This is a genomic window from Pantoea sp. X-Soil-TKNS-1211 (genome assembly GCF_059730495.1).
In genome coordinates this window covers 19,756-39,346 of sequence record NZ_AP035956.1, presented here as the reverse complement: position 1 = coordinate 39,346, position 19,591 = coordinate 19,756, and the positions used below count along the sequence as shown (strand labels likewise).

Sequence of the window (19,591 nt, the reverse complement as noted above, 5' to 3'; positions counted from 1 at the left end):
TCACTGTCTTTCGTCATGCGTTATAAGTTATGACCTAAGACATTCGGGTATGCAGAGGGCCAAATAGCATTAACGTAGTTGCGGCTTTTCGTTCCGGTAGATGCCTGGATTCAACTGATTATATGATTCATGCCGCAGTGGAGAGGGTTCGGGATAATGCAACAGCCAAACTGGCTGGCAAGCAAAATAATAACATGACAGCCCAGCACCATTGCACACAGCCGCGTGATAATTTCAATACTGTTTTTAAAATAAAAATTTAGTTACGATAGTGAATGACGGTATTTTGTTATAAGACATCTATGTTATGAATTCATTTACGAAAGAGCTGGTTAGCTGGATCGAAAGCAATCTTGATAATAATATTTTGCTGGATAACATATCTGAAAAATCAGGTTATAGTAAATGGCATCTGCAACGGATGTTCAAATCAGAAACAAATATTAACCTGGCGAGTTATGTCAGGCAGCGGCGCTTAAGCAAAGCGGCAATCATGCTTAGGATGACTTCGGTATTAGTTTGCGATATTGCAGATTGTCTTGGCTTCAGTACGCAGCAGACTTTCACTCGTACCTTTACTCGACATTTCGGTATAGCACCCGGTAAATATCGTACGCAGCCTGCCTGGAGTTTCCAGGGAATCACCTCCGACCTCCGCCTGGAAAAGAGCAGGGACCTTGAACCTGAAGTTGTATTCATGGAAGAGCGGAACCTTAGCGGGATCGTATTGAGTTACCTGTGTGATTGCGGAAGCCTGACAGATTTACAGTTTCATTCAACACACCGACATGACGCCCTGAAACAGGCAAGTCACATTTTCGGTTGTAACGCACAAATCATTGCCGAATATTGTTTGCCCGCCAAACTCAGTGAAAACATTAAATTCAATTTAATTCTCGCACCCAAAATAGAAACAGCTTCGTTTTAAAAAAAAACCAATATTCACTGTGAAGGTGGAAAGTTTTTTTGTTTTCGTTTTAAGGGCACTCAGTCTCAACTGACCGAAATGCAGATCGACATTTATCATCATCTGATGCCACTTAGATCTGAGTCGCTCAGAAATGGGTGTGATTTTTTTATTTCTAACGCAGGTCGACACTCTTCCGACACGGATTTAATCGAAGGTCGCTATTACATCCCTGTATCATAAACCCGCTGATTTCCGGCATAGATCCCTTCCAGCCAGTTAGCGGGTTTATCTATTCGCTTTTTTCAGCGAACAGCTGGAAGGCTCTCACTCCGTCTTATTTCGACAGCCAACGCCGTTCCACCAGATTCGCCAGTCCGGTGCATAACAGGTAATAGACCAGACCGGTAAACACAAACAGTGCCGCAGGATAAACCTGTACCCGGTTGTTGACCTGGCCTGCCAGCGTCGTCAGATCAGGCACATTGAGGATAAAGGCCAGCGACGTATCTTTAATCAGGTTGATACCGATGCCCGTCAGTGAGGGGCTGATATTGCGCAACGTCTGCGGTAACAGGATATGCCATAACAACTTTCCTGCCGAAAATCCCTGGCTCAGCGCGGCATGATGTTGCCCCGGAGGTAACGCCTGCAATCCGGCCAGCGTGGTATGCATCACCGAAGCGGAGGTGAACCAGGCCAGTGCCACCGTCAGCGCGCCGGGCATATCGTTCCCCCGTCAGGGCAGGCAGCAGATACCACATCCAGAAAATGACAAATATCAGCGGTATCCCGCGAATCAGTTCTGCCCACAGAAACAGTAAGGATCGCACCACGCCGCTAAACCGCCAGTCCGACATGTGCCAGCAACTCGCTGGCACGCGGCGCCGCGGACAGAGATTTGATAAGGAGCATGGCCGCTTACTTCGCTGCAATCCTGAAGTTACGAGGAGACGGTGCCGGTGTGCCCGGTCCAAACCAGCTGTTGTAGATTTGTGCCGCCTGGCCATTTTTCTCCAGCGCCAGCAGTTCATCATTCACGGCCTTCAGCAAGGCAGGTTGGTCTTTTTTCATCCCGACGCCAATTTCCTCTTTGCTGAGTAACGTTGGCAGGATTTTGAAGTTCGCTTTGTCCGGTGCAGCGGCCAGCAGTCCGGCGAGGATGGTGCTGTCCTGCGTAATCGCCTGAACGTTGCCATTGCGTAATGCGGTCAGCGCCAGCGGAATATCATCGTAGGCAAGCACTCGGGCTTGTGGGTAGCGTTGATGCAACGCCTGTTCACCGGTGGTGCCCTTCACCGCGCCAATGCGCGTGTGGCTGTATTTATCCAGTTGCTCCGGCGATGTGGCCGGGACAAGGAACTGCTGACCGGTAACAAAATAGGGGATGGAAAAATCGACAACCTGCGCGCGTTCTGGGGTGATGGTGATATCCGCCACAATCAAATCGACCTTGCCAGACTGCAGCAACGGAATGCGGTTGGCCGGATTGGCGGCAACCAGTTTCAGCTTCACGCCAAGCGAGTTAGCCAGCGCTTTAGCGAAGTCCACATCGTAGCCCACCAGCTCATGGCTTTTGGCATCTATCGAACCGAACGGTGGATTGGCATCAAAAGTGGCAACCTTGATTTCACCGGCAGCTTTGATATCCGCTAACTGATCGGCACTGGCGGCGGTTGAAACCAGCAGTGTGGCGAGGACCGCAGTTGTTAATATATTATTCTTATGTGTTGATTTTAGGTTAATCATAAAAATCCTTTAAAATCAGTGCATGTGTGTACCTCCTACGCTCCCATATCTCTGTGATGGAAACAAAGAATAAAAAACTTATGAAATGTCCGAAATGAATAATCGTTTTACACCTGATTCCCATCACTTGTCCCGATATTAATCCATACAGAGAATGCATAATGGCGTGAATAATCAGTGATGCGTTTTGATTCCCTTCTTAAGGAAATATTTTTATTTTTGATACGATTATATGTTACCCCGAAAATGGTAAGTAAATAACGGGTGACAATTCGAAGAAATACCCCCTTACACCAAAAGTGCAATAATTATTTCCGTCGGTTGTTCGCATGTGGCCCACCACAAGGTGATACATCCGTCACAGTATAAATGAAACTCATACCTTCAGAAGGTAAAACCACCTGATTTACCCGGTAAAGTGGATACTCTAGGGAGGAATAAATAAACCTCTACGATTCGATTACATTTTGGGAGCTTCCAATGACAAACCACTTAGCCGAGCCATGTTATGATATTGCACACCTGGCACATGTTGAGATGTTCTCAAATAAATTCGAAGAGAGTCTTGATTTCTTTGTCAATGTATATGGCCTCACCATTACGGCTCAGGATGAAAACCATGCATGGCTCAGGGCGTGGGATGACTACGAATTCCATACCTTGAAACTGACTCGTCACCATACGACAGGCGTGGGTCACATCGCCTATCGCGCCAGCTCTGAAGCCGCGTTGATGCGACGGGTCGCCGCTATTGAAGCCAGTAAGTATGACGTTATTGGCTGGGTTGATGACGAACCAGGACATGGACGTGCTTTTCGCTTCTCCGATCCCTTCGGTCATGTATTTGAAATCTATTACGACACGGTACGCTATCAGGCAGATGTGGCTGAACGCCCTTCATTAAAAAACTTAGCGCAGCGCTATCACGGCCGCGGTGCTTGCCCACGTCGTCTCGACCATCTAAACCTGCTGGCCGCTGATGTGCGTGAGTTTAAAAACTTTATGGAAACCTGCCTCGGTTCCCGCGTTACCGAAATGATTCAGTTGGATAACGGACGTATCGGGGGTTGCTGGTTCACGATTAATAATAAAACCTACGATCTGGCCTGCACCGAAGAACATGCTGGTGGCAATGGTCGTCTGCATCATGTCACTTATGCAACCGATACCCGTGAAGATATTCTCCGCGCGGCAGATATTTTCCTCGAAAATGGCGTCCACATCGAAACCGGCCCACATAAGCATGCCATTCAGGGGACATTCTTCTTATATGTCTGGGAACCTGCGGGCAACCGTGTTGAATTGGCAAATTCAGGGGCACGCCTTATTCTGGCACCTGACTGGCAGACCGTAGTCTGGACGGAGACCGAGCGTAAAAAAGGACAGGCATGGGGCCTGAAGACGATTGAAACCTTCCATACTCACGGCACACCGCCAACGCCGAAACAATTGGAAGAGTGATTCTCTGGCTGGACTGTTAACAGATTGATACGAGGTTATCTTTGTTGATATCGCACGCTTCGCGCCATAAACACGACAGGACGCATAACGCGTCCTGATGCCCGTTGGTATGCCCTCTATATAAAGCCATAAAGATTCGCCTTTTCTTTATAATTTGCTCATAAAAATAGCGCTTACCTTTGTGTAACCTGCCGGTAACTTTTTTTACCGTTCCCCTCTACTGAAAACCCTGGCCCCTCCGATAACCCCTCTATGTCGTCATTAAAATAATAAATGATCTTTTTTGAGGTCATCGGGGAGTGAGTGTGAGGGGATATATTTACCGCTTAATGCGGCGGGTTCGCTTGTTCAAAGCAAAACATAGCGGAGCCTGCCATGACTGAAATTATCCCGGTGGTGAGCCTCGCTGCACCCGTGCCTGACAACACCGCAGAATCCGTCCCTTATCCCTTTGTCCTGCCACCCGATCGTCCTTCAATCAAGGGACCTGCGGGTATCTTCTACGACTTTAATGATGGCGTGCGGATACTGCTGCCTGAAGGGCGCTGGCGCGTTGCCTTACTGGACGATGACTCGGACAACATCCTGTTCCATTGTGAGTCCGGGGCTGGCTGGGTTACGTCGGCAAAAAAGTATTTTGTCCGTTTCCGCATTCAGGTCTGGCGTGGTGATGAAAAGATTCCCCTGCTGGATGAAACCCTGTCACTGAAGGGGCGGGACGTGCTGATTTCCTTCCCCACCGGCACGCTCGGTGATCTGCTGGGCTGGTTCCACTATGCAGAGCGCTTCCGCGTGTTGCACCAGTGCCAACTGGAATGCGCGATGGCACCCAACATCATTCCCCTGCTGGAAGGACAGTACCCGGATATCCGCTTCTCCGCCCCGGACGCTGTCGTGCAGCGTTCCCCGTACGCCACCTATCGGGTCGGTCTGTTCTTTGGCGGCAACGATACGCACCAGCCGATCGACTTCCGCCAGACCGGTTTTCACCGTATCGCCGGACACATCCTTGGCGTAGACCATCGCGAGGAGGCACCACGCCTCAACCTGAGCGCACCGCGCACCATTTCGGAGCCTTATGTCTGCATCGCTGTCCAGTCCACCTCTCAGGCTAAGTTCTGGAACAACGGGCACGGCTGGGCGGAGGTGGTGGCACACCTGAAGTCGCTGGGATACCGGGTGCTGTGCATTGACCGTGAGGCCCGCACGGGGCGCGGCTTTGTCTGGAACCACATCCCCTTTGGTGCCGAAGACTTTACCGGCAATCTTCCCCTGCAAGAGCGGGTGGATCTGCTCCGTCACGCCAGTTTCTTCATTGGCCTGGCCAGCGGGCTGTCCTGGCTTGCCTGGGCGGCGCAGATACCGGTGGTGCTCATCAGCGGTTTCAGCCTGCCGGGGGCCGAATTTTACACCCCCTGGCGGGTATTCAGCAGTCATGGTTGCAGTGGTTGCTGGGACAGCCTGCACGAGACCTTTGACCACCGGGACTTTTTCTGGTGTCCCCGTCACAAGGGAACCGAGCGGCAATTCGAGTGCACCCGCCTGATTACCGGAAAACAGGTCTGTCGCGTGACTGACCAGCTCCATGCACAGCTGCATGGGCAATAAAAACTACACACAAGGTGACGTGTTCACCTGCAAACAATAAATCTAAGAGAGACTGGGAAATGAATAAGGCTTATAGAATTGTCTGGAGCGCTGCGCGTCAGGCGTGGGTAGTGGCATCAGAGCGCGCCGGAAGCGGTGGACGTCCCCCGCTGGCGGTGAAGAAGGCAGCGGGCGCGATCCTGCTGTTGGGGGCTGGCATGGTGTCGCAGCCAGTCTGGGCGACGGTTTACATGGACGACGTTATTTCAGGAGCCGGAGTCTCGCAAACGCTCAACGCAGGTGATCTCGCATATGATGTCACTGTGACCAGCGATGCCTGGCAGTACATCAGTGGCGGAACAGCAGAATATACGACGGTGACCGATAGTGGCAATCAAGTGATTTATGCGGGGGGCATGGCGTACGACACGACGTTAAGTGACAGAGGGTCTTTTCAGTACGTCAATAGCGGCGCGCAGGCACTGTTTACGACTGTCAACAACCAGGCGACACAATATGTCTCAGCCGGTGGTTACGTTGAGTATACCAACCTGAGTAGCGGCGGAACTCTCGAACTGAATCCAAATGCCACGGCTTTTGATATTACCGTGAACTCGGGCGGGCGGGCGCATATTGCTGGTGGCTCAGCCGGATTTATAGCGCTGAATTCTGGGGGTGCCTTAACGGTAACGGTTGGCGGTGTCGCAACGAATATCACTCAGCTGTCAGGTGGGGCATTGACTGCGGATACCAGTACCACGCTTTACGGTACCAACAGCCTGGGCGCATTTTCTGTTAGTGCTGGACAGGCAAATAACCTGGTGCTGGAGAATGGCGGCATATTCAGTGTGTTGTCTGGTGGTAGCGCGACAAATACCACCGTTGGCTCCGCAGGAGCGGCTGTCGTTATGAGCGGAGGCACAGCTAGCGGCACCACGGTGAACAGCGATGGCAGACAGATAATTTACAGTGGTGGCTCCGCTACCGCTTCAATTCTAAATGGGGGACAGGAGAGCGTAGAAGGGACGGCAACGGGGACCACAGTCAACCTGTACGGGGTGCAATATGTCAGTGCAGGAGGCGTGGCCACCGGCACCATCATCAACTCGACCGGTACACAGGATGTCTACGGCACTGCCACTTCTGCCACCGTGAATTCCGGCGGTGTGCTGTATGTTGAGAGCGATGGCAGTGCCAACGCCACTACCGTGAACAGCGGCGGCCACCAGATCGTCTACAACGGCGGCTCCTCCACCTCTTCAGTTCTTAACGGTGGACGGGAAACGGTCGCAGGGACGGCAACCGGGACCACGATTAACCTGAATGGCGAGCAATACGTCAGCACAGGAGGCGTTGCCACCAGCACCATCGTCAATTCTATGGGTACTCAGGAAGTCTATGGCAGCGCCACGGCTACCACCGTGAATTCTGGCGGTGTGCAGTTCGTTGAAAGCGGGGGCAACGCCAGCGCAACGACCGTCGAGGGCGGAAACCAGTTCGTCGTCAGCGGCGGCACTGCAACTGACACGGTGGTGAATGCCTACGGTCAGTTGAATAACTACGGCAGTGTGACCTCCGCCACCCTTAATGCTGACGGTAGAATGTTCCTCTACGGTACAGGATCGACCGTTTCGACGCAGATCAATTCGGGTGGCGGCGAATACGTCAATTCAGGTACATCAAGCACTTCCGCCACGGTGAATGCAGGTGGCTACCAGACGGTATACGCCGAAGGATCAGCCGTCGCTGCTACCGTGTCCGGTGGTACTCAGCAGGTCTTCGGTGAGGCCAGGTCAACCACGCTGAATTCAGGCGGCGCACAGTATGTTTACAGCGGCGGTATGGTGACCGATACGCTGATCGGCAGTGGTGCCGCACAGGGCATCTCCGGGACAGCCAACTCAACTACAGTCGCGGCGGGCGGTGCACAATACGTTTACAACAGCGGCAGTGCGAACTGGACCACCGTCACCAATAACGGTTACATGAACGTCATGAGCGGTGGCGCTGCGTCGGGTACCACAGTGAACTCCGGAGGCACGCTGTATGCCAATGATGGTGCTGTCGTCACCGATTTGACGCTGGCATCCGGCGCAGTGCTCAATACCAGCACCGGTGCAACTCTGGCTGGCACCAACGCGCTGGGTGCCTTTTCCATCAGTGGCGGGCAGGCGCAAAACGTACTGCTGGAGAACAACGGCTTCCTGAACGTGGAAGCTGGAGGCACGGCAACCGGGACGGTCATTAATCAGGGCGGCTGGGAATACATTAACGGCAGTGCCACCGGCACCACCGTGAACTCAGGCGGATTACAGTCGGTGAAAGTTGGTGGCACCACCACCGGCACGGTTGTGAACTCAGGCGGCGAGCAGGATGTTGAAGGCACCGCTATCTCAACTACCGTCAACGCCGGCGGTACGCTTGCCGTGTTTAACGGCGGCATCGCCTCAAGTTCTGTTATCAACGACGGCGGTCTCCTGTCGGTCAGCAGTGGCGGTACGGCCACGGATACTACCGTGGCATCGGGTGGTTTGCTGAACATTGCTGACGGCGGCGTTCTGACGCTCGCTAACAGCAGCTTCGTGAACGACGGCGTTACCACCTATGACACCAGCACCAGTGCTGCGCTGAACGCCGTGATAACCGGTAATGGGCAGTTAACCAAGAACGGCACCGGTGCGCTCACGCTGGGCGGCACCTTTAGCCAGTCGCAGGTTAACCTGAATGACGGTTCGTTGATCATGGACGGTCTGCAGGCCACCACCAACATTGTGGCGCAGTCCGGAACGTCCCTGTCGCTGGTCAACAGCACCACCCTGACCGGTATCATCGACCCGACTGACGTGAGTATTGACCAGAGCAGTAGCTGGAACATCACCGGCGACTCACTGGTCGATACCCTGACTAACGCAGGCAGCATCACCTTCGTGCCGTCGCAGGGGGCATTTACCCCTTATACCCTGACCGTGACCAACCTGGTCGGCAATGGCGGCACTATCACCATGTATACCGTGGCGGGCGACAGCAGCTCACCGACCGATAAACTGGTGATTGATGGCGGGCAAGCGACGGGCAGTACCGGCCTGCTGGTTCTGAACCGGGGCGGGCTGGGTGCCCAGACCACCGGCAACGGCATCGCGCTGATCGAAGCGATTAACGGGGCCACGACCGATGTGGGCGCGTTCACCCTGAATCAACCGCTGGTGGCGGGTGCCTACTCTTACACCCTCTACCGCAATGCTGATCAGAGCTGGTATCTGACTTCCCAGCTGACGCAAACGCCTGACACGGATACTGATGACAGCGGCTCCACGCCGTCAACTGAGGTGAACTACCGCGACGGCATGTGGAGCTACGCGGCACTGCCGTCGCTGTCGCTTGACTTCGATCGTTTGGTGGCCGGTTCGGCTGACACCCGATTCCATTATGCACCGGACAGCCGGATGTGGGGGCGCTTTGCGGCAGGTCAGTCACACCATGCGGACAGTGGAAGCCTGGCCGGCGGCAGCGTACCGCAAAGCAGCAGTGCGTATACCTTCCTGCAATTGGGTGGCGATCTCTGGCAGCTTGACGGTGCCAATGCCGACTGGCGCGCAGGTATCTACGCGGCTTCCGGTCTGATGCGCAGTGACGTCTGGCGCGACCGTGGCCGCAGTGCAGCGGGTACGGACCGCGACACGGCCTACACCGGCGGTGCCTACCTGTCGGGTCGCAGTCACGCGGGCTTGCGTATTGACGGTCTGGTGCAGGCAACGCACCACAGCCTCTCGACCGATTCAAACGACGGCACACGTCTGTCGACCAACGGCACCGGCTGGCTGGCGACAGCGGAAATTGGACAGGCTTTCAGCGTGGCAACAGATCTGTCCCTGGAACCTCAGTTGCAGTACACGGTGCAGGGCCTCAGCCTGGACGACGGGCAGGATGGCGCGGCTTCGCTCAGCTGGTCCGACAGTCACCGCCAGTCGGTGCGGGCTGGGCTGAAGGTGGGCACATCGGATGACACGAAGGCGAAGTTAGGCTGGTGGGTGACCCCATCGTTAACGCAAACCTACGGTGGTCATAGCAAGGTAACGGCATCAGTGCCGGATGTGGCAGATTCGGCAGCGTCATTCCGCAGCAATCTGTCGGGTACGGGCGTCGGGATTAACGGTGGTGTGGATGCACACATCCGTCAAAACGTGACGCTGGGTGTGCAGGCGGGCTGGTCTGATGCACTGCACGGCGGGGAATCCGGCGGCTACTACGGTCAGGTCAGACTGGGCGTGTCGTTCCGCTAATCAGAGAGCAAAATGCCCGGCAATGCCGCAATGCTGATCATTTAAGGATTGATTGACCGATCCTTAATTGACGACACTCTAACGGCTTCCATAACAGGAAGCCGTTTTCTTATGCCACTTCTCGATGATCTGTGGTGTTTCGATGCAATCAGGAATATGGAGAATTGATACGTCTAATCAGCCGATGAATACCAGGCTTCAGTAAATTGAGCATTTGAGTAAATGAGTATTTGTGCATACCATTTTTTACACTCGAGTTTCCGCGCCAGGGTGGCAGATGAAGCCATTATCGTGACTCCACGTAGGGTACGTTGACCAACCACTGTCCTGGTTGCAAATCAAAAAAGGTCGCCTTACGGCAACCTCTTCCGGCACTGCGTTCCTGGTTTAGGATTTAATAAATTCCAGAAGATCATTATTAAGTTGGTTCTGATGTGTTGCTGCCAGGCCGTGTGACGCACCGGTATAAATCTTCAACTCGGCATTGGGGATAATATCGGCAGCAAGGATGCCAGAGTGGGCGATGGGGACAATCTGGTCGTCATCACCGTGTATGACCAGCGTCGGAACGGTAATCTTTTTCAGGTCTTCCGTGTAGTCCACTTCGGAGAACTCTTTGATACAGGCGTACTGGCCGACAATGGAACCCGCCATCCCCTGATTCCAGAAGCTCAGACGCAGCCCCTCGTTGATCGCGACACCCTCCCGGTTCATGCCAAAGAAAGGAATCGCCAGGTTGAGATAAAAGTCCGAACGGTTATCCATTACACCCTGACGAATATTATCAAACACCGAGATATCAGTGCCTTCAGGCCACTGTGTCGTTGAAATCATGACCGGCGGCACTGCACCCACCAGTACTGCTTTAGCCACACGCCTTACACCGTGACGACCGATGTAGTGAGCAACTTCACCGCCTCCAGTAGAGTGACCAACCAGCACCGCATTTTTAATGTCCAGCTCATCCAATACGGCCGCCAGGTCATCCGCGTAGGTATCCATATCATTACCATAAGCAGGCTGATCTGAGCGACCGTGCCCGCGACGATCGTGTGCAATCACCCGATAACCCTGCTGCTGCAGAAAGAGCATTTGCCCATCCCATGCATCGGAACTGAGTGGCCATCCGTGAGAGAAAATAACCGGCTGGGCATTTTTGTCACCCCAGTCTTTATAAAAGATACGGGTTTTGTCGGATGCAGTAATAAAGCTCATTTTAATTCTCCATTAATGATGCGCAGGTTATTCCCGCCTTACGTCATGCCAAAAATAAACGCTTGCCGTTATTTATTAACGAGCATCGATCATTCATTCTGTAATGCATGACGCAAAGCTATGCGGCCGATAAGCATACAAATTGCTTCGGATCAGAAATAAATCAGGTGAAATGCGAGTTAAATCTGAGCAAGTCCGCCGTCAACGTAGATTTCGGACGCGTTAATAAAACTCGCATCGTCAGATGCCAGAAACGCGACTGTTTTACCCACTTCTTCTGGTTCGCCAAGGCGACCCAGCGGTACGCCAGCTGCCAGCATGTCAAACAGACCCTGACGATGTTCTTCCGGAACAAGCCCTCCCAGGCCTGGCGTGCGGATAGGTCCAGGACTGACCACATTGATGCGAATACCACGATCCTTCAGATCAAGAGCCCAGGAACGCGCCAGGTTACGCACCGCAGCCTTACTTGCGCTGTAAACGCTGAAGTTGGCCGTGCCTTTCGTCGCGGCTGTTGAACCGGTCAGAATGATGGAAGCACCATCAGTCAGCAGCGGCAGCGCCTTCTGAACGGTGAACAGCACACCACGCACGTTAGTGCCAAAAATACGGTCAAAGTGTTCTTCAGTAATGTTGCCCAGCGGCATCATGTCACCGCCGCCGGCATTGGCGAAAAGGATGTCCAGTTTGCCTGACTCACTGGCGATGGTCGAAAACACGGTATCGAGGTCGCTTAATACCGAGGCATCAGCACGGATCCCTCTGGCTGACGACCCGATTAAGGCCACTGCGGCATCGAGTTCCTCCTGACGGCGGCCAGTGATATACACTTTCGCGCCCTGCTCTGCCAGCGCCTGCGCCGATGCCAGGCCAATGCCAGAGCTGCCGCCTGTCACTAACGCGATTTTGTCCGAAAGTTTTTTACTCATGGTGTAACCCCTTAATATTAATTTTTAATCAATGAATTACAGTGAAAACCCGGTTATTACGTCCGACGAGCACTGTAACGTCTTTAATCAGTATGGAAAAACGTGCAAATCAGAAAAACACTCTTCACACAGGTGGATAATCGATAATGGTTGCCCGTACTGCATCATTTGCTGAGAAAAACACGGGCGCTCGACAGCCTGTCGCCACTGACGGTAATGACATCCTCCCCCCGCACCAGGTAAGGATTATCTTTCGGGCCATATCCCCATGTCACACGGGCAATACCGTGATTCCACTCGACGGGGGCCGGGGTAAAGGTAAAACCTGGGTGTTTTGACTGCACCCGGCTGATGGCAGCGTTCACATGTTCCGCCCCCTTATTCAGTCCGTCATAATCGGCAACGAAAAAATCTGATGTATAGACACCGGCAAAGCCTTTTGCCCGTTCAGCGGCATCGGGGTTGTTCCAAATCGCAAAGTGGCGATCGATCAGCTGCTGCAAACCCGCAGGAACGGTTTCAGTTGTGGTGATATTCATGGTGGTGTTCTCCGCAAATACGTTATAGGTGCCTGCCAACAGAGCGGTCAGGAGTAAGCCTTGGCTAAAGATCTTGTTCATGTCAGTGTCCTGTCAGTTTGATGTTTTCACTTTGCCAACCAACTCAATCTGCGAGCCCCACGGCGTCAGGAAGTAAAACCACTGGGTGCCATCGGCATTTGTCACCGGCTCGTTCAGGGTTTTCAGCCCGGCTTTCTTGATGGCTTCATAGCTGGTCTTCACGTCATGCGTTTTCAGCGCGATGTGCGTCGCTGCGTCATCATCCTGATGAGGACGCTCATGACCGATTAACTCACCCTGGTACTGGAAGAGTTCCACACCGGTGCCATCCGGCAGGCGCATCATGACAAAACGCTTAAGTTCACTGGACTGATGCCAGTTGAAAGCCGCTTTCCACGCATCCGGGATGGCTCCCGGGGTGATGTCTGACTCCAGGGTCGCGCCGAAAGTGGTCTGAAAAAATGCGATGGCTTTATTCAAATCCGGGACGTTAATCCCGGCATGATCCACCCCGGAAATCGTGACCAGCGGTGGCTGGGAAGCGCTGAAGGCCGGTGCAGAGACGCTGGCCGCGCCCAGTAACAGAGAGGAAGCAAACAGTGTTGAAGCGATGCGGTTAGTTTTCATTTTTTATCCCTGTGATGCGTTAAAGACCCGAATCTGAGTCACGGGCGACAACGGTTGTCATCGCGATGAGAAAAGCATATCGACGAAAGGTGATTTTCAAAATAGAATGATTTGAAACTCATCATTGCAAATTTGAAATGAACAAATTTCCCGATTTTGAAGGACTCGCGATGTTCGCAAAGGTGGCAGAGGAAGGTTCTTTTGCTGCAGCTGCCAGAGTGATGGGCGTATCCGTACCGACCGTATCACGCGCTGTGGCGCGGCTTGAGGAACGCCTGGGTGGCAGGCTGTTTAACAGAACGTCACGCCAGCTGGCTCTCACCGAGTTTGGCCAGAGCATGGTGACGAAGGCCTCGGAGATGTATCGCCAGGCTGAAGAAATGGAAAGCGAAGCTCACGATCTGGCAGTACAACCGCGCGGTCAGGTGCGGCTGGCTGTCCCGATGTCATTTGGACTGCGTTGGGTTGCCCCCCTGATGCCAGAACTTATCCGCCAGTTCCCGGAACTTAGCGTGGATCTGCATCTGTCAGATGCATCAGTCGATCTGATCGCGGAAGGCTTTGACGCCGCCTTGCGTATTGCGTCGCTGCCGGATTCCTCGCTGGTAGCGCGCAGGCTGTGTGCGGTGACGCAGTATCTGGTGGCCTCTCCGGCTTATCTCGCGCAACACGGTATGCCGCAGCATCCGCGCGAGCTTTCAGCCCGGCAATGCTTCAGCTATGCCTACAGGGCACGAAGCCAGGTGTGGCGGTTTAACCACGCATCTGGTTTGCAGGAAGATATTGTGCCGAATGGCCCGTTGCGGGTAACCAACTCCGATGCGCTATTGCCGCCTCTGCTGGCGGGGCTGGGTATCGCTGAGCTGCCCGAATTTATCGCTGCCGAGTATCTTAAAGACGGGAGACTGGTGCATTTGCTTGATGAGTGGACGATGACCCAGGGCGGGCTCTACTTTGTTACCCCGACATCACGCAGCCGTCCGCTTAAGGTAAAGGCCCTGTCGGACTTTTTTGCCAAACATCTCAGCCAGCCAGAATGGCGCTGGCAGGGCTGACTCATGCTCTGCCCTGCCCTGCCGCCTGATTATTGCACTGATGAAATGATGGATTTTAAATTTCACGATAGACGTCATAATCATCGTAGCCCGGCGAGGCGAAGCATCCTACTACCAAACCTTACTTTAACGACGAACTCACACCCTATTGGGTTAACGTGAGTTCGTCGTGGCGCTTATATATTGATCACTGCCCGGTTGAGGCTACGAATTAAGTGACTGAATCACCCTTAAACCCGCCACTCTATTCGATAAACGCCCTATCCCGCTGATTTCAACTTCGATGGTATCGCCCTCCTGCATAAATAACGGCGGGTTCCTTTTCTTCCCCACCCCGCCCGGCGATCCCGTAATAATAACATCCCCTGGGTTGAGCAGGCTGAAACGGGAGATATAAGCAATGAGTTCTGCAACAGAACGCACCATATTTTGTGTTGAATCGTGCTGCACCCGTTGCCCGTTCAGCCAGGTATTGATGGACAGCGTCTGAGGATTGGCTATTTCATCGCTAGTCACCATCCAGGGGCCAAATGCACCCGTTTTCTGCCAGTTTTTCCCCGAGGTAAACCAGGTGTACTGCATATCACGCACTGAACCATCCATAAAGCAGCTGTAGCCTGCCACATATTGCAGTGCGTCAGCACAACTCACATTACTGGCGTGCTTGCCAATAATCACCGCCAACTCACCTTCATAATCAAATTCATCGCTGCTCTCTGGCTTGCACAACTCCGTACTGTGGGCAGTGAGTGAATCCGGAAAACGTACAAACAACGTCGGAGCATCAATGGTTTGTTCAAACTCGATACGTTTATCCTGATAGTTCATACCCACGCAGAAAATTTTACCCGGATTATCAATCACCGGCAGAAAGGTAATTTCATCCAGAGAAAATGCCGGGAATTGCTCATCAACATCGCGAATATCGTGCAGAAAATTACTCATCAAAGCAGATTTTAAATCCGGGCAATGATGCCCCAGATCATACACTTTATCATTCTGGTGATATCCCCACGTTCTTTTCCCGGTGTTGGGATGAATAAAACTCAACAGTTTCATATAAACCCTCAGCCATCAGGCTATTTAATAAATTTAACCTGCTGGTTAATCTCTTCAATAATCGGCAATTTCCGCTCATTATAAACTTGCTTATTACCTTCAATCAGGTTGTTACCTTCAGTATCAATAGAGATGATTAACGGGCCAAATTCTTTAACCCGGCACACCCATAATGTCTCCGGCATGCCTAAATCCCGCCATTGGGCATCCTCAATTTCTTCGACGCAGGTTGCTGCCAGCACGGCGCAACCGCCGGGGAATATCGCGTGTACCGCTTTATGCTGACGACACCCTTCTTCGGTATTTGGCCCCATGCCACCTTTGCCAACGATCAACTTCACACCGGTTTTCTCTATAAATTCTTTTTCGAATTTTTCCATACGCATACTGGTCGTCGGGCCAATTGAGATCATCTGGAACTGGTTGTCCCCTTTCTCAACGACGATCGGCCCGGCGTGGAAGATGGCGAGACCATGCAGATCCACCGGAAGTTCACGACCCAATTCAATTAAACGGCGATGTGCCACGTCACGGCAGGTCACCAGCGTACCGGTCAGGTAAACCACTTCACCGGGTTTTAACGCCAGTAAATCTTCATCTTTAATCGGCGTTGTCAGGATTTTTTTCACAGTACCGCCCCCTTATGAGACAGGATTTCATACGATAAATCAGCAGAGAAACGGATGGCTCCACGGCGATGCGCCCAGCAGCCGGTAGACACTGCGACACCGATGGTGGAGGGGTGACGCGCCGACGATTCAATATTGACCCCCATCACCGAAGCATTGCCGCCTAACCCCTGCGGCCCCAATCCAACCTGGTTCAGACCCGATTCCAGTAGTTCCTCCATCTTTGCCGCATCCGCATTGGGATGACGTGAATCGACCGGGCGCAGGATGGCTTTTTTCGACAGCCGGGCCGCCGTCTCAACCGAGGTGGATACCCCGACCCCCACCAGTAACGGCGGGCAGGCATTGACGCCGTAGGAGGTGATCACATCAAACACGAACTGGTTAACCCCTTCATAGCCCTGACCAGGCATCAGCACCTTCGCCGCGCCGGGTAAAGAGCAACCGCCACCCGCCATATACACCTCAATAGTGCAACCATCGTCATCAGGGATAATTTCCCAGTCCAACCAGGGCACGCGCGAACCGGTATTAGTGCCGGTGTTCTTCTCTACAAAAGTTTCCACCGCGTTATGACGCAAAGGTGCCTTACGTGTGGCTTCCAACGTGGCGCTACGCAGTACCTCCTCAAGTTCACCGAGGTAAGGAAAACGCGCTCCCGCCGTAATAAAGTATTGAATCACGCCGGTGTCCTGGCAGGACGGGCGGTCCAGTTCATCTGCGCGTTTCTGATTTTCAAACATCGAGTCATAAACAACGCAGGCTAAAGGAGCGGTCTCCTGCTCGCGCAGCGCTTCCAGTTTTTTCATCACGTCCGTTGGCAGACGTTTACCCACGTAGCCCGTAAATCGGGTCATAATGTCCGTCAGGTTTTCAACAGCAGTTAATGTGCTCACAAGGGTTCTCCAGCAAGAAATCAGGCAAGGGAATTGTTCACCGCTTCCCGTTTGCGGTTAATTTGAATCGAAAGGGTCAGGATGGCCGACAGCAGTAACATTCCCGCCACGCAGTACATCGCCAGAGAGAAGCTGCCGGTGGTTTCTTTCAGCCAGCCAATAATTGTCGGCCCGGCAAAACCGCCAAGGTTGCCAATTGAGTTGATCGCTGCCAGTCCGGCTGCGGCTGCCGGGCCTTTCAGGAACAGTGACGGAATGCTCCACAGTGGTGGCTTGCAGGAAGAGATGCCGACGCTGGCCATCACCAGCGCCACCACCGCCAGTATTAAGCTGTGCACCGAACCCGCCAGAATGAAACCGACGCACGCCAGCAAACAGGCAGACACCACATGCCAGGTACGTTCATGGGTTTTGTCGGAGTGTTTTGCCCAGCTGATCATCGCAATAACCGACAGAGCAGCGGGCAACGCATTGATAAAACCCGTTTGCAGGGTGGTCAGGCCAAAGGATTTCAGGAATTGTGGAGACCAGATATTAAGAGAATACAACCCGGCTGAGGTGCCAAAATAAACGATGGCCAGCGTCAACACGCGAATATCGGAGAGTCCTTTCCACAGGCTGGTTTTCTCGCCTGGTGCTTTATTCTTACCTTCCTGCTCCAGGGTGGTAATTAACCATGCGGTCTCGCTCTTATTCAGCCAGCTGTTTTTTTCTGGACGGTCATTCAGATAAAAGAAGGTGAAAATACCCAGCACCACAGCGGCAATCGCGTCCAGCAGAAACATCAACTGCCAACCTTTCAGGCCCAGTGCGCCGTGAATGCTGAGAATGGTGGCGGCCAACGGCGAGCCGAGCATGGCCGAGATCGGCGCTGCCGCCATAAAAAAGGCAATCACTTGTGCGCGGCGTTTAATCGGAAACCAGGTGCTGAGATAGAGGATGATGCCGGAGAAGAAGCCCGCTTCCGCCACCCCCAGCAGAAAACGTAACAGATAGAATCCGCTGGCACTTTTCACAAACATCATGCAGGCGGCTATCACGCCCCAGCTAATCATAATGCGCGCCAGCCAGATACGTGGGCCAACTTTTTGCAAAATAACATTTGAGGGGACATCGGTAATAAAATAACCAACAAAAAACAGCCCAGCACCAAGACCAAACACCGATGAGGAAAATCCTAAATCCTGATTCATGGTTAATGCCGCAAAGCCAATATTTATTCGATCAAAAAAAGCAATAAAGTAGGCAAACATAACAAAAGGGACGATGCGCCACGTTATTTTCCGCAACGTGAGATGTTCAATATCATTACTCATAATTTCCAGCCTTTTAAGTATTATCAGAGGGTACATTTCGGACTGATGTTTACATTGCACTGGAAAAACTATAATGAATTAAACTCAGGCAATCATTGCAGCCTGGTTATATAAATAATTCACACAATCCACAGAAAAAATCCACCACCTCCTTTTGATTGACCTGGATCACTTAATTCAGCTGATAATGATTTGTTTTTACAGTGAGACAAACTTAATTACACGATTAAGAAACAATTGACCAGAAAACCAATATGCAAAAATGTGATCCGATTCAAATTGTTGCCGGGCGAGGATTGAACGAAAAAATGATTAAATAAAAGTGATTCTCATCACTGCAATACCTTTGCAGACGAGAACTTCCCCGTCTGCATACGCAAAACATCACAATTTCCCGGTAAGTTCACTCTTATGATCGGTGAGTAGCTTCAGCATATCCCTTAAATACTCATCTTCATTGCCCTTCTGCCAGGCAATGCTCAACGGCAGGCCTTTGATATTTTCATCTAATTGCAGATCAATATAGGCCACATTTTCGCTATTCATGTTGCGATATGATGCAGGCACCACCGCCAGTCCAAGACCGGCAGCCACCAGACTTAGAATGGTCTGTTTTTCTTCCGCAAATTGCGCAATCACCGGTGTCAGCCCCGCCAGTTTATAAATACTCATGGTCAGATCATGACTATGCGGGCGAGTGCGTCTTTCCGGGATAATCATCGCTTCATGTTTGAAATCATCTAATGCAACTTCGCTACGTTCGGCAAGTGGGTGGTTGGCCGGTACTGCCAGGACACAACTTTCGCGCGTAATAAAACGCACGGAAATGGATGCATCGATGATTTGCGGTGCACGAAAAAAAATCATATCCAGCCAGCCCGATTTTAATTTAGGCAACAGGTTGATGGTTTTATCTTCAATAATATGGATGTCCGTATTGGGATGCGTCGGAACAAACCGGTTCAATAACGCCGGGACTAATCCGCGTGCCGCACTGTCAATCGCGCCAATTCTTAAGGTGCGACGCTCATCTTTTAACCCACCTTTAAATCGCAACGCCAGGGCATCAAATTGATCGATGAGTTTATTCGCTTCGTCAAAAAAAATCGCCCCCTCCGCAGTGAGAGAAACATTGCGCGTTGATCGATTTAAAAGCCGGACACCCAGGTCCTCTTCAAGTAATCGAATGAAGCGAGAAAGTGACGCAGGCATCATTTCCATTCTTTGGGCTGCACGACCGAAATGTAACTCTTTGCCCACGGCGACAAAACAACGCAATTGATTTATATCCACATTTTCCTCGCCAAAGCATTATTCAAAT

Annotated in this window: 15 protein-coding genes and 1 pseudogene; 5 read left to right on the top strand and 11 right to left on the bottom strand. The window is 52.3% G+C overall.

Features of this window, described 5'->3' with window-relative positions; all coding sequences use genetic code 11:
• The first annotated feature begins 307 nt into the window (after positions 1-307).
• A complete protein-coding gene (locus tag AC6I8W_RS25160) occupies positions 308-928 on the top strand; it encodes a helix-turn-helix domain-containing protein (RefSeq protein ID WP_497839283.1) in 621 nt (206 codons plus the stop codon).
• Positions 929-1,244: 316 nt separating this feature from the next.
• Here the strand turns inward: AC6I8W_RS25160 and AC6I8W_RS25155 are convergent.
• Together AC6I8W_RS25155 and AC6I8W_RS25150 are read right to left on the bottom strand one after the other, a co-directional pair.
• A pseudogene (locus tag AC6I8W_RS25155) lies at positions 1,245-1,767 on the bottom strand (ABC transporter permease subunit).
• A gap of 61 nt (positions 1,768-1,828) precedes the next feature.
• Positions 1,829-2,656, bottom strand: a complete 828-nt coding sequence (locus AC6I8W_RS25150) for an ABC transporter substrate-binding protein (RefSeq protein ID WP_497839282.1) — start codon at positions 2,654-2,656, stop codon at positions 1,829-1,831.
• Between the two features lie 480 nt (positions 2,657-3,136).
• Between AC6I8W_RS25150 and AC6I8W_RS25145 the strand changes: the two genes are divergently transcribed.
• From AC6I8W_RS25145 to AC6I8W_RS25135, 3 genes are all read left to right on the top strand, one after another.
• Positions 3,137-4,117 (top strand): VOC family protein, encoded by a 981-nt coding sequence (locus AC6I8W_RS25145; protein WP_497839281.1) that lies wholly within the window; start codon positions 3,137-3,139, stop codon positions 4,115-4,117.
• A gap of 375 nt (positions 4,118-4,492) precedes the next feature.
• A complete protein-coding gene (locus AC6I8W_RS25140) occupies positions 4,493-5,725 on the top strand; it encodes an autotransporter strand-loop-strand O-heptosyltransferase (RefSeq protein ID WP_497839280.1) in 1,233 nt (410 codons plus the stop codon).
• 59 nt (positions 5,726-5,784) lie between these two features.
• Positions 5,785-9,984, top strand: coding sequence for an AIDA repeat-containing protein (locus AC6I8W_RS25135; protein WP_497839279.1), 4,200 nt, complete (start codon positions 5,785-5,787; stop codon positions 9,982-9,984).
• Between the two features lie 387 nt (positions 9,985-10,371).
• Here AC6I8W_RS25135 and AC6I8W_RS25130 read toward each other — a convergent pair whose 3' ends face one another.
• The 4 genes from AC6I8W_RS25130 to AC6I8W_RS25115 form a co-directional block, all read right to left on the bottom strand.
• The gene (locus tag AC6I8W_RS25130; protein ID WP_497839278.1) at positions 10,372-11,199 is read right to left on the bottom strand and encodes an alpha/beta fold hydrolase; all 828 of its coding nucleotides are present in this window, start codon (positions 11,197-11,199) and stop codon (positions 10,372-10,374) included.
• 179 nt (positions 11,200-11,378) lie between these two features.
• Positions 11,379-12,128 (bottom strand): SDR family NAD(P)-dependent oxidoreductase, encoded by a 750-nt coding sequence (locus AC6I8W_RS25125; protein ID WP_497839277.1) that lies wholly within the window; start codon positions 12,126-12,128, stop codon positions 11,379-11,381.
• A gap of 164 nt (positions 12,129-12,292) precedes the next feature.
• Positions 12,293-12,748 carry a nuclear transport factor 2 family protein gene (locus AC6I8W_RS25120; RefSeq protein ID WP_497839276.1) on the bottom strand — a complete coding sequence of 152 codons (456 nt, stop codon included), beginning with the start codon at positions 12,746-12,748 and terminating at the stop codon, positions 12,293-12,295.
• A 12-nt stretch (positions 12,749-12,760) separates the two neighbouring features.
• On the bottom strand, positions 12,761-13,315 hold the full coding sequence (locus tag AC6I8W_RS25115) for a VOC family protein (RefSeq protein ID WP_497839275.1): 555 nt from the start codon (positions 13,313-13,315) through the stop codon (positions 12,761-12,763).
• A 137-nt stretch (positions 13,316-13,452) separates the two neighbouring features.
• Here AC6I8W_RS25115 and AC6I8W_RS25110 point away from each other — a divergent pair, with 137 nt between their 5' ends.
• The gene (locus AC6I8W_RS25110) at positions 13,453-14,370 is read left to right on the top strand and encodes a LysR family transcriptional regulator (protein ID WP_497839274.1); all 918 of its coding nucleotides are present in this window, start codon (positions 13,453-13,455) and stop codon (positions 14,368-14,370) included.
• A gap of 204 nt (positions 14,371-14,574) precedes the next feature.
• Here AC6I8W_RS25110 and AC6I8W_RS25105 read toward each other — a convergent pair whose 3' ends face one another.
• The 5 genes from AC6I8W_RS25105 to AC6I8W_RS25085 form a co-directional block, all read right to left on the bottom strand.
• Positions 14,575-15,429: a fumarylacetoacetate hydrolase family protein gene (locus AC6I8W_RS25105; protein WP_497839273.1), complete on the bottom strand. Its 855-nt coding sequence runs from the start codon at positions 15,427-15,429 to the stop codon at positions 14,575-14,577.
• 20 nt (positions 15,430-15,449) lie between these two features.
• A complete protein-coding gene (gene ttdB, locus AC6I8W_RS25100) occupies positions 15,450-16,058 on the bottom strand; it encodes a L(+)-tartrate dehydratase subunit beta (protein ID WP_497839272.1) in 609 nt (202 codons plus the stop codon).
• A complete protein-coding gene (gene ttdA, locus AC6I8W_RS25095) occupies positions 16,055-16,915 on the bottom strand; it encodes a L(+)-tartrate dehydratase subunit alpha (protein ID WP_497839376.1) in 861 nt (286 codons plus the stop codon). Before ttdA ends, ttdB begins: the two co-directional genes overlap by 4 nt.
• 59 nt (positions 16,916-16,974) lie before the next feature.
• On the bottom strand, positions 16,975-18,270 hold the full coding sequence (locus AC6I8W_RS25090; protein ID WP_497839271.1) for an MFS transporter: 1,296 nt from the start codon (positions 18,268-18,270) through the stop codon (positions 16,975-16,977).
• Positions 18,271-18,654: 384 nt separating this feature from the next.
• A complete protein-coding gene (locus AC6I8W_RS25085; protein ID WP_497839270.1) occupies positions 18,655-19,563 on the bottom strand; it encodes a LysR family transcriptional regulator in 909 nt (302 codons plus the stop codon).
• Between the last annotated feature and the right edge of the window lie 28 nt (positions 19,564-19,591).

Excerpts from the sequence above, each read along its gene's own strand:
- AC6I8W_RS25160 (WP_497839283.1), top strand. The coding sequence starts at position 308 with ATGAATTCATTTACGAAAGAGCTGGTTAGCTGGATCGAAAGCAATCTT.
- AC6I8W_RS25150 (WP_497839282.1), bottom strand. The coding sequence starts at position 2,656 with ATGATTAACCTAAAATCAACACATAAGAATAATATATTAACAACTGCG.
- AC6I8W_RS25145 (WP_497839281.1), top strand. The coding sequence starts at position 3,137 with ATGACAAACCACTTAGCCGAGCCATGTTATGATATTGCACACCTGGCA.
- AC6I8W_RS25140 (WP_497839280.1), top strand. The coding sequence starts at position 4,493 with ATGACTGAAATTATCCCGGTGGTGAGCCTCGCTGCACCCGTGCCTGAC.
- AC6I8W_RS25135 (WP_497839279.1), top strand. The coding sequence starts at position 5,785 with ATGAATAAGGCTTATAGAATTGTCTGGAGCGCTGCGCGTCAGGCGTGG.
- AC6I8W_RS25130 (WP_497839278.1), bottom strand. The coding sequence starts at position 11,199 with ATGAGCTTTATTACTGCATCCGACAAAACCCGTATCTTTTATAAAGAC.
- AC6I8W_RS25125 (WP_497839277.1), bottom strand. The coding sequence starts at position 12,128 with ATGAGTAAAAAACTTTCGGACAAAATCGCGTTAGTGACAGGCGGCAGC.
- AC6I8W_RS25120 (WP_497839276.1), bottom strand. The coding sequence starts at position 12,748 with ATGAACAAGATCTTTAGCCAAGGCTTACTCCTGACCGCTCTGTTGGCA.
- AC6I8W_RS25115 (WP_497839275.1), bottom strand. The coding sequence starts at position 13,315 with ATGAAAACTAACCGCATCGCTTCAACACTGTTTGCTTCCTCTCTGTTA.
- AC6I8W_RS25110 (WP_497839274.1), top strand. The coding sequence starts at position 13,453 with ATGAACAAATTTCCCGATTTTGAAGGACTCGCGATGTTCGCAAAGGTG.
- AC6I8W_RS25105 (WP_497839273.1), bottom strand. The coding sequence starts at position 15,429 with ATGAAACTGTTGAGTTTTATTCATCCCAACACCGGGAAAAGAACGTGG.
- ttdA (WP_497839376.1), bottom strand. The coding sequence starts at position 16,915 with ATGACCCGATTTACGGGCTACGTGGGTAAACGTCTGCCAACGGACGTG.
- AC6I8W_RS25090 (WP_497839271.1), bottom strand. The coding sequence starts at position 18,270 with ATGAGTAATGATATTGAACATCTCACGTTGCGGAAAATAACGTGGCGC.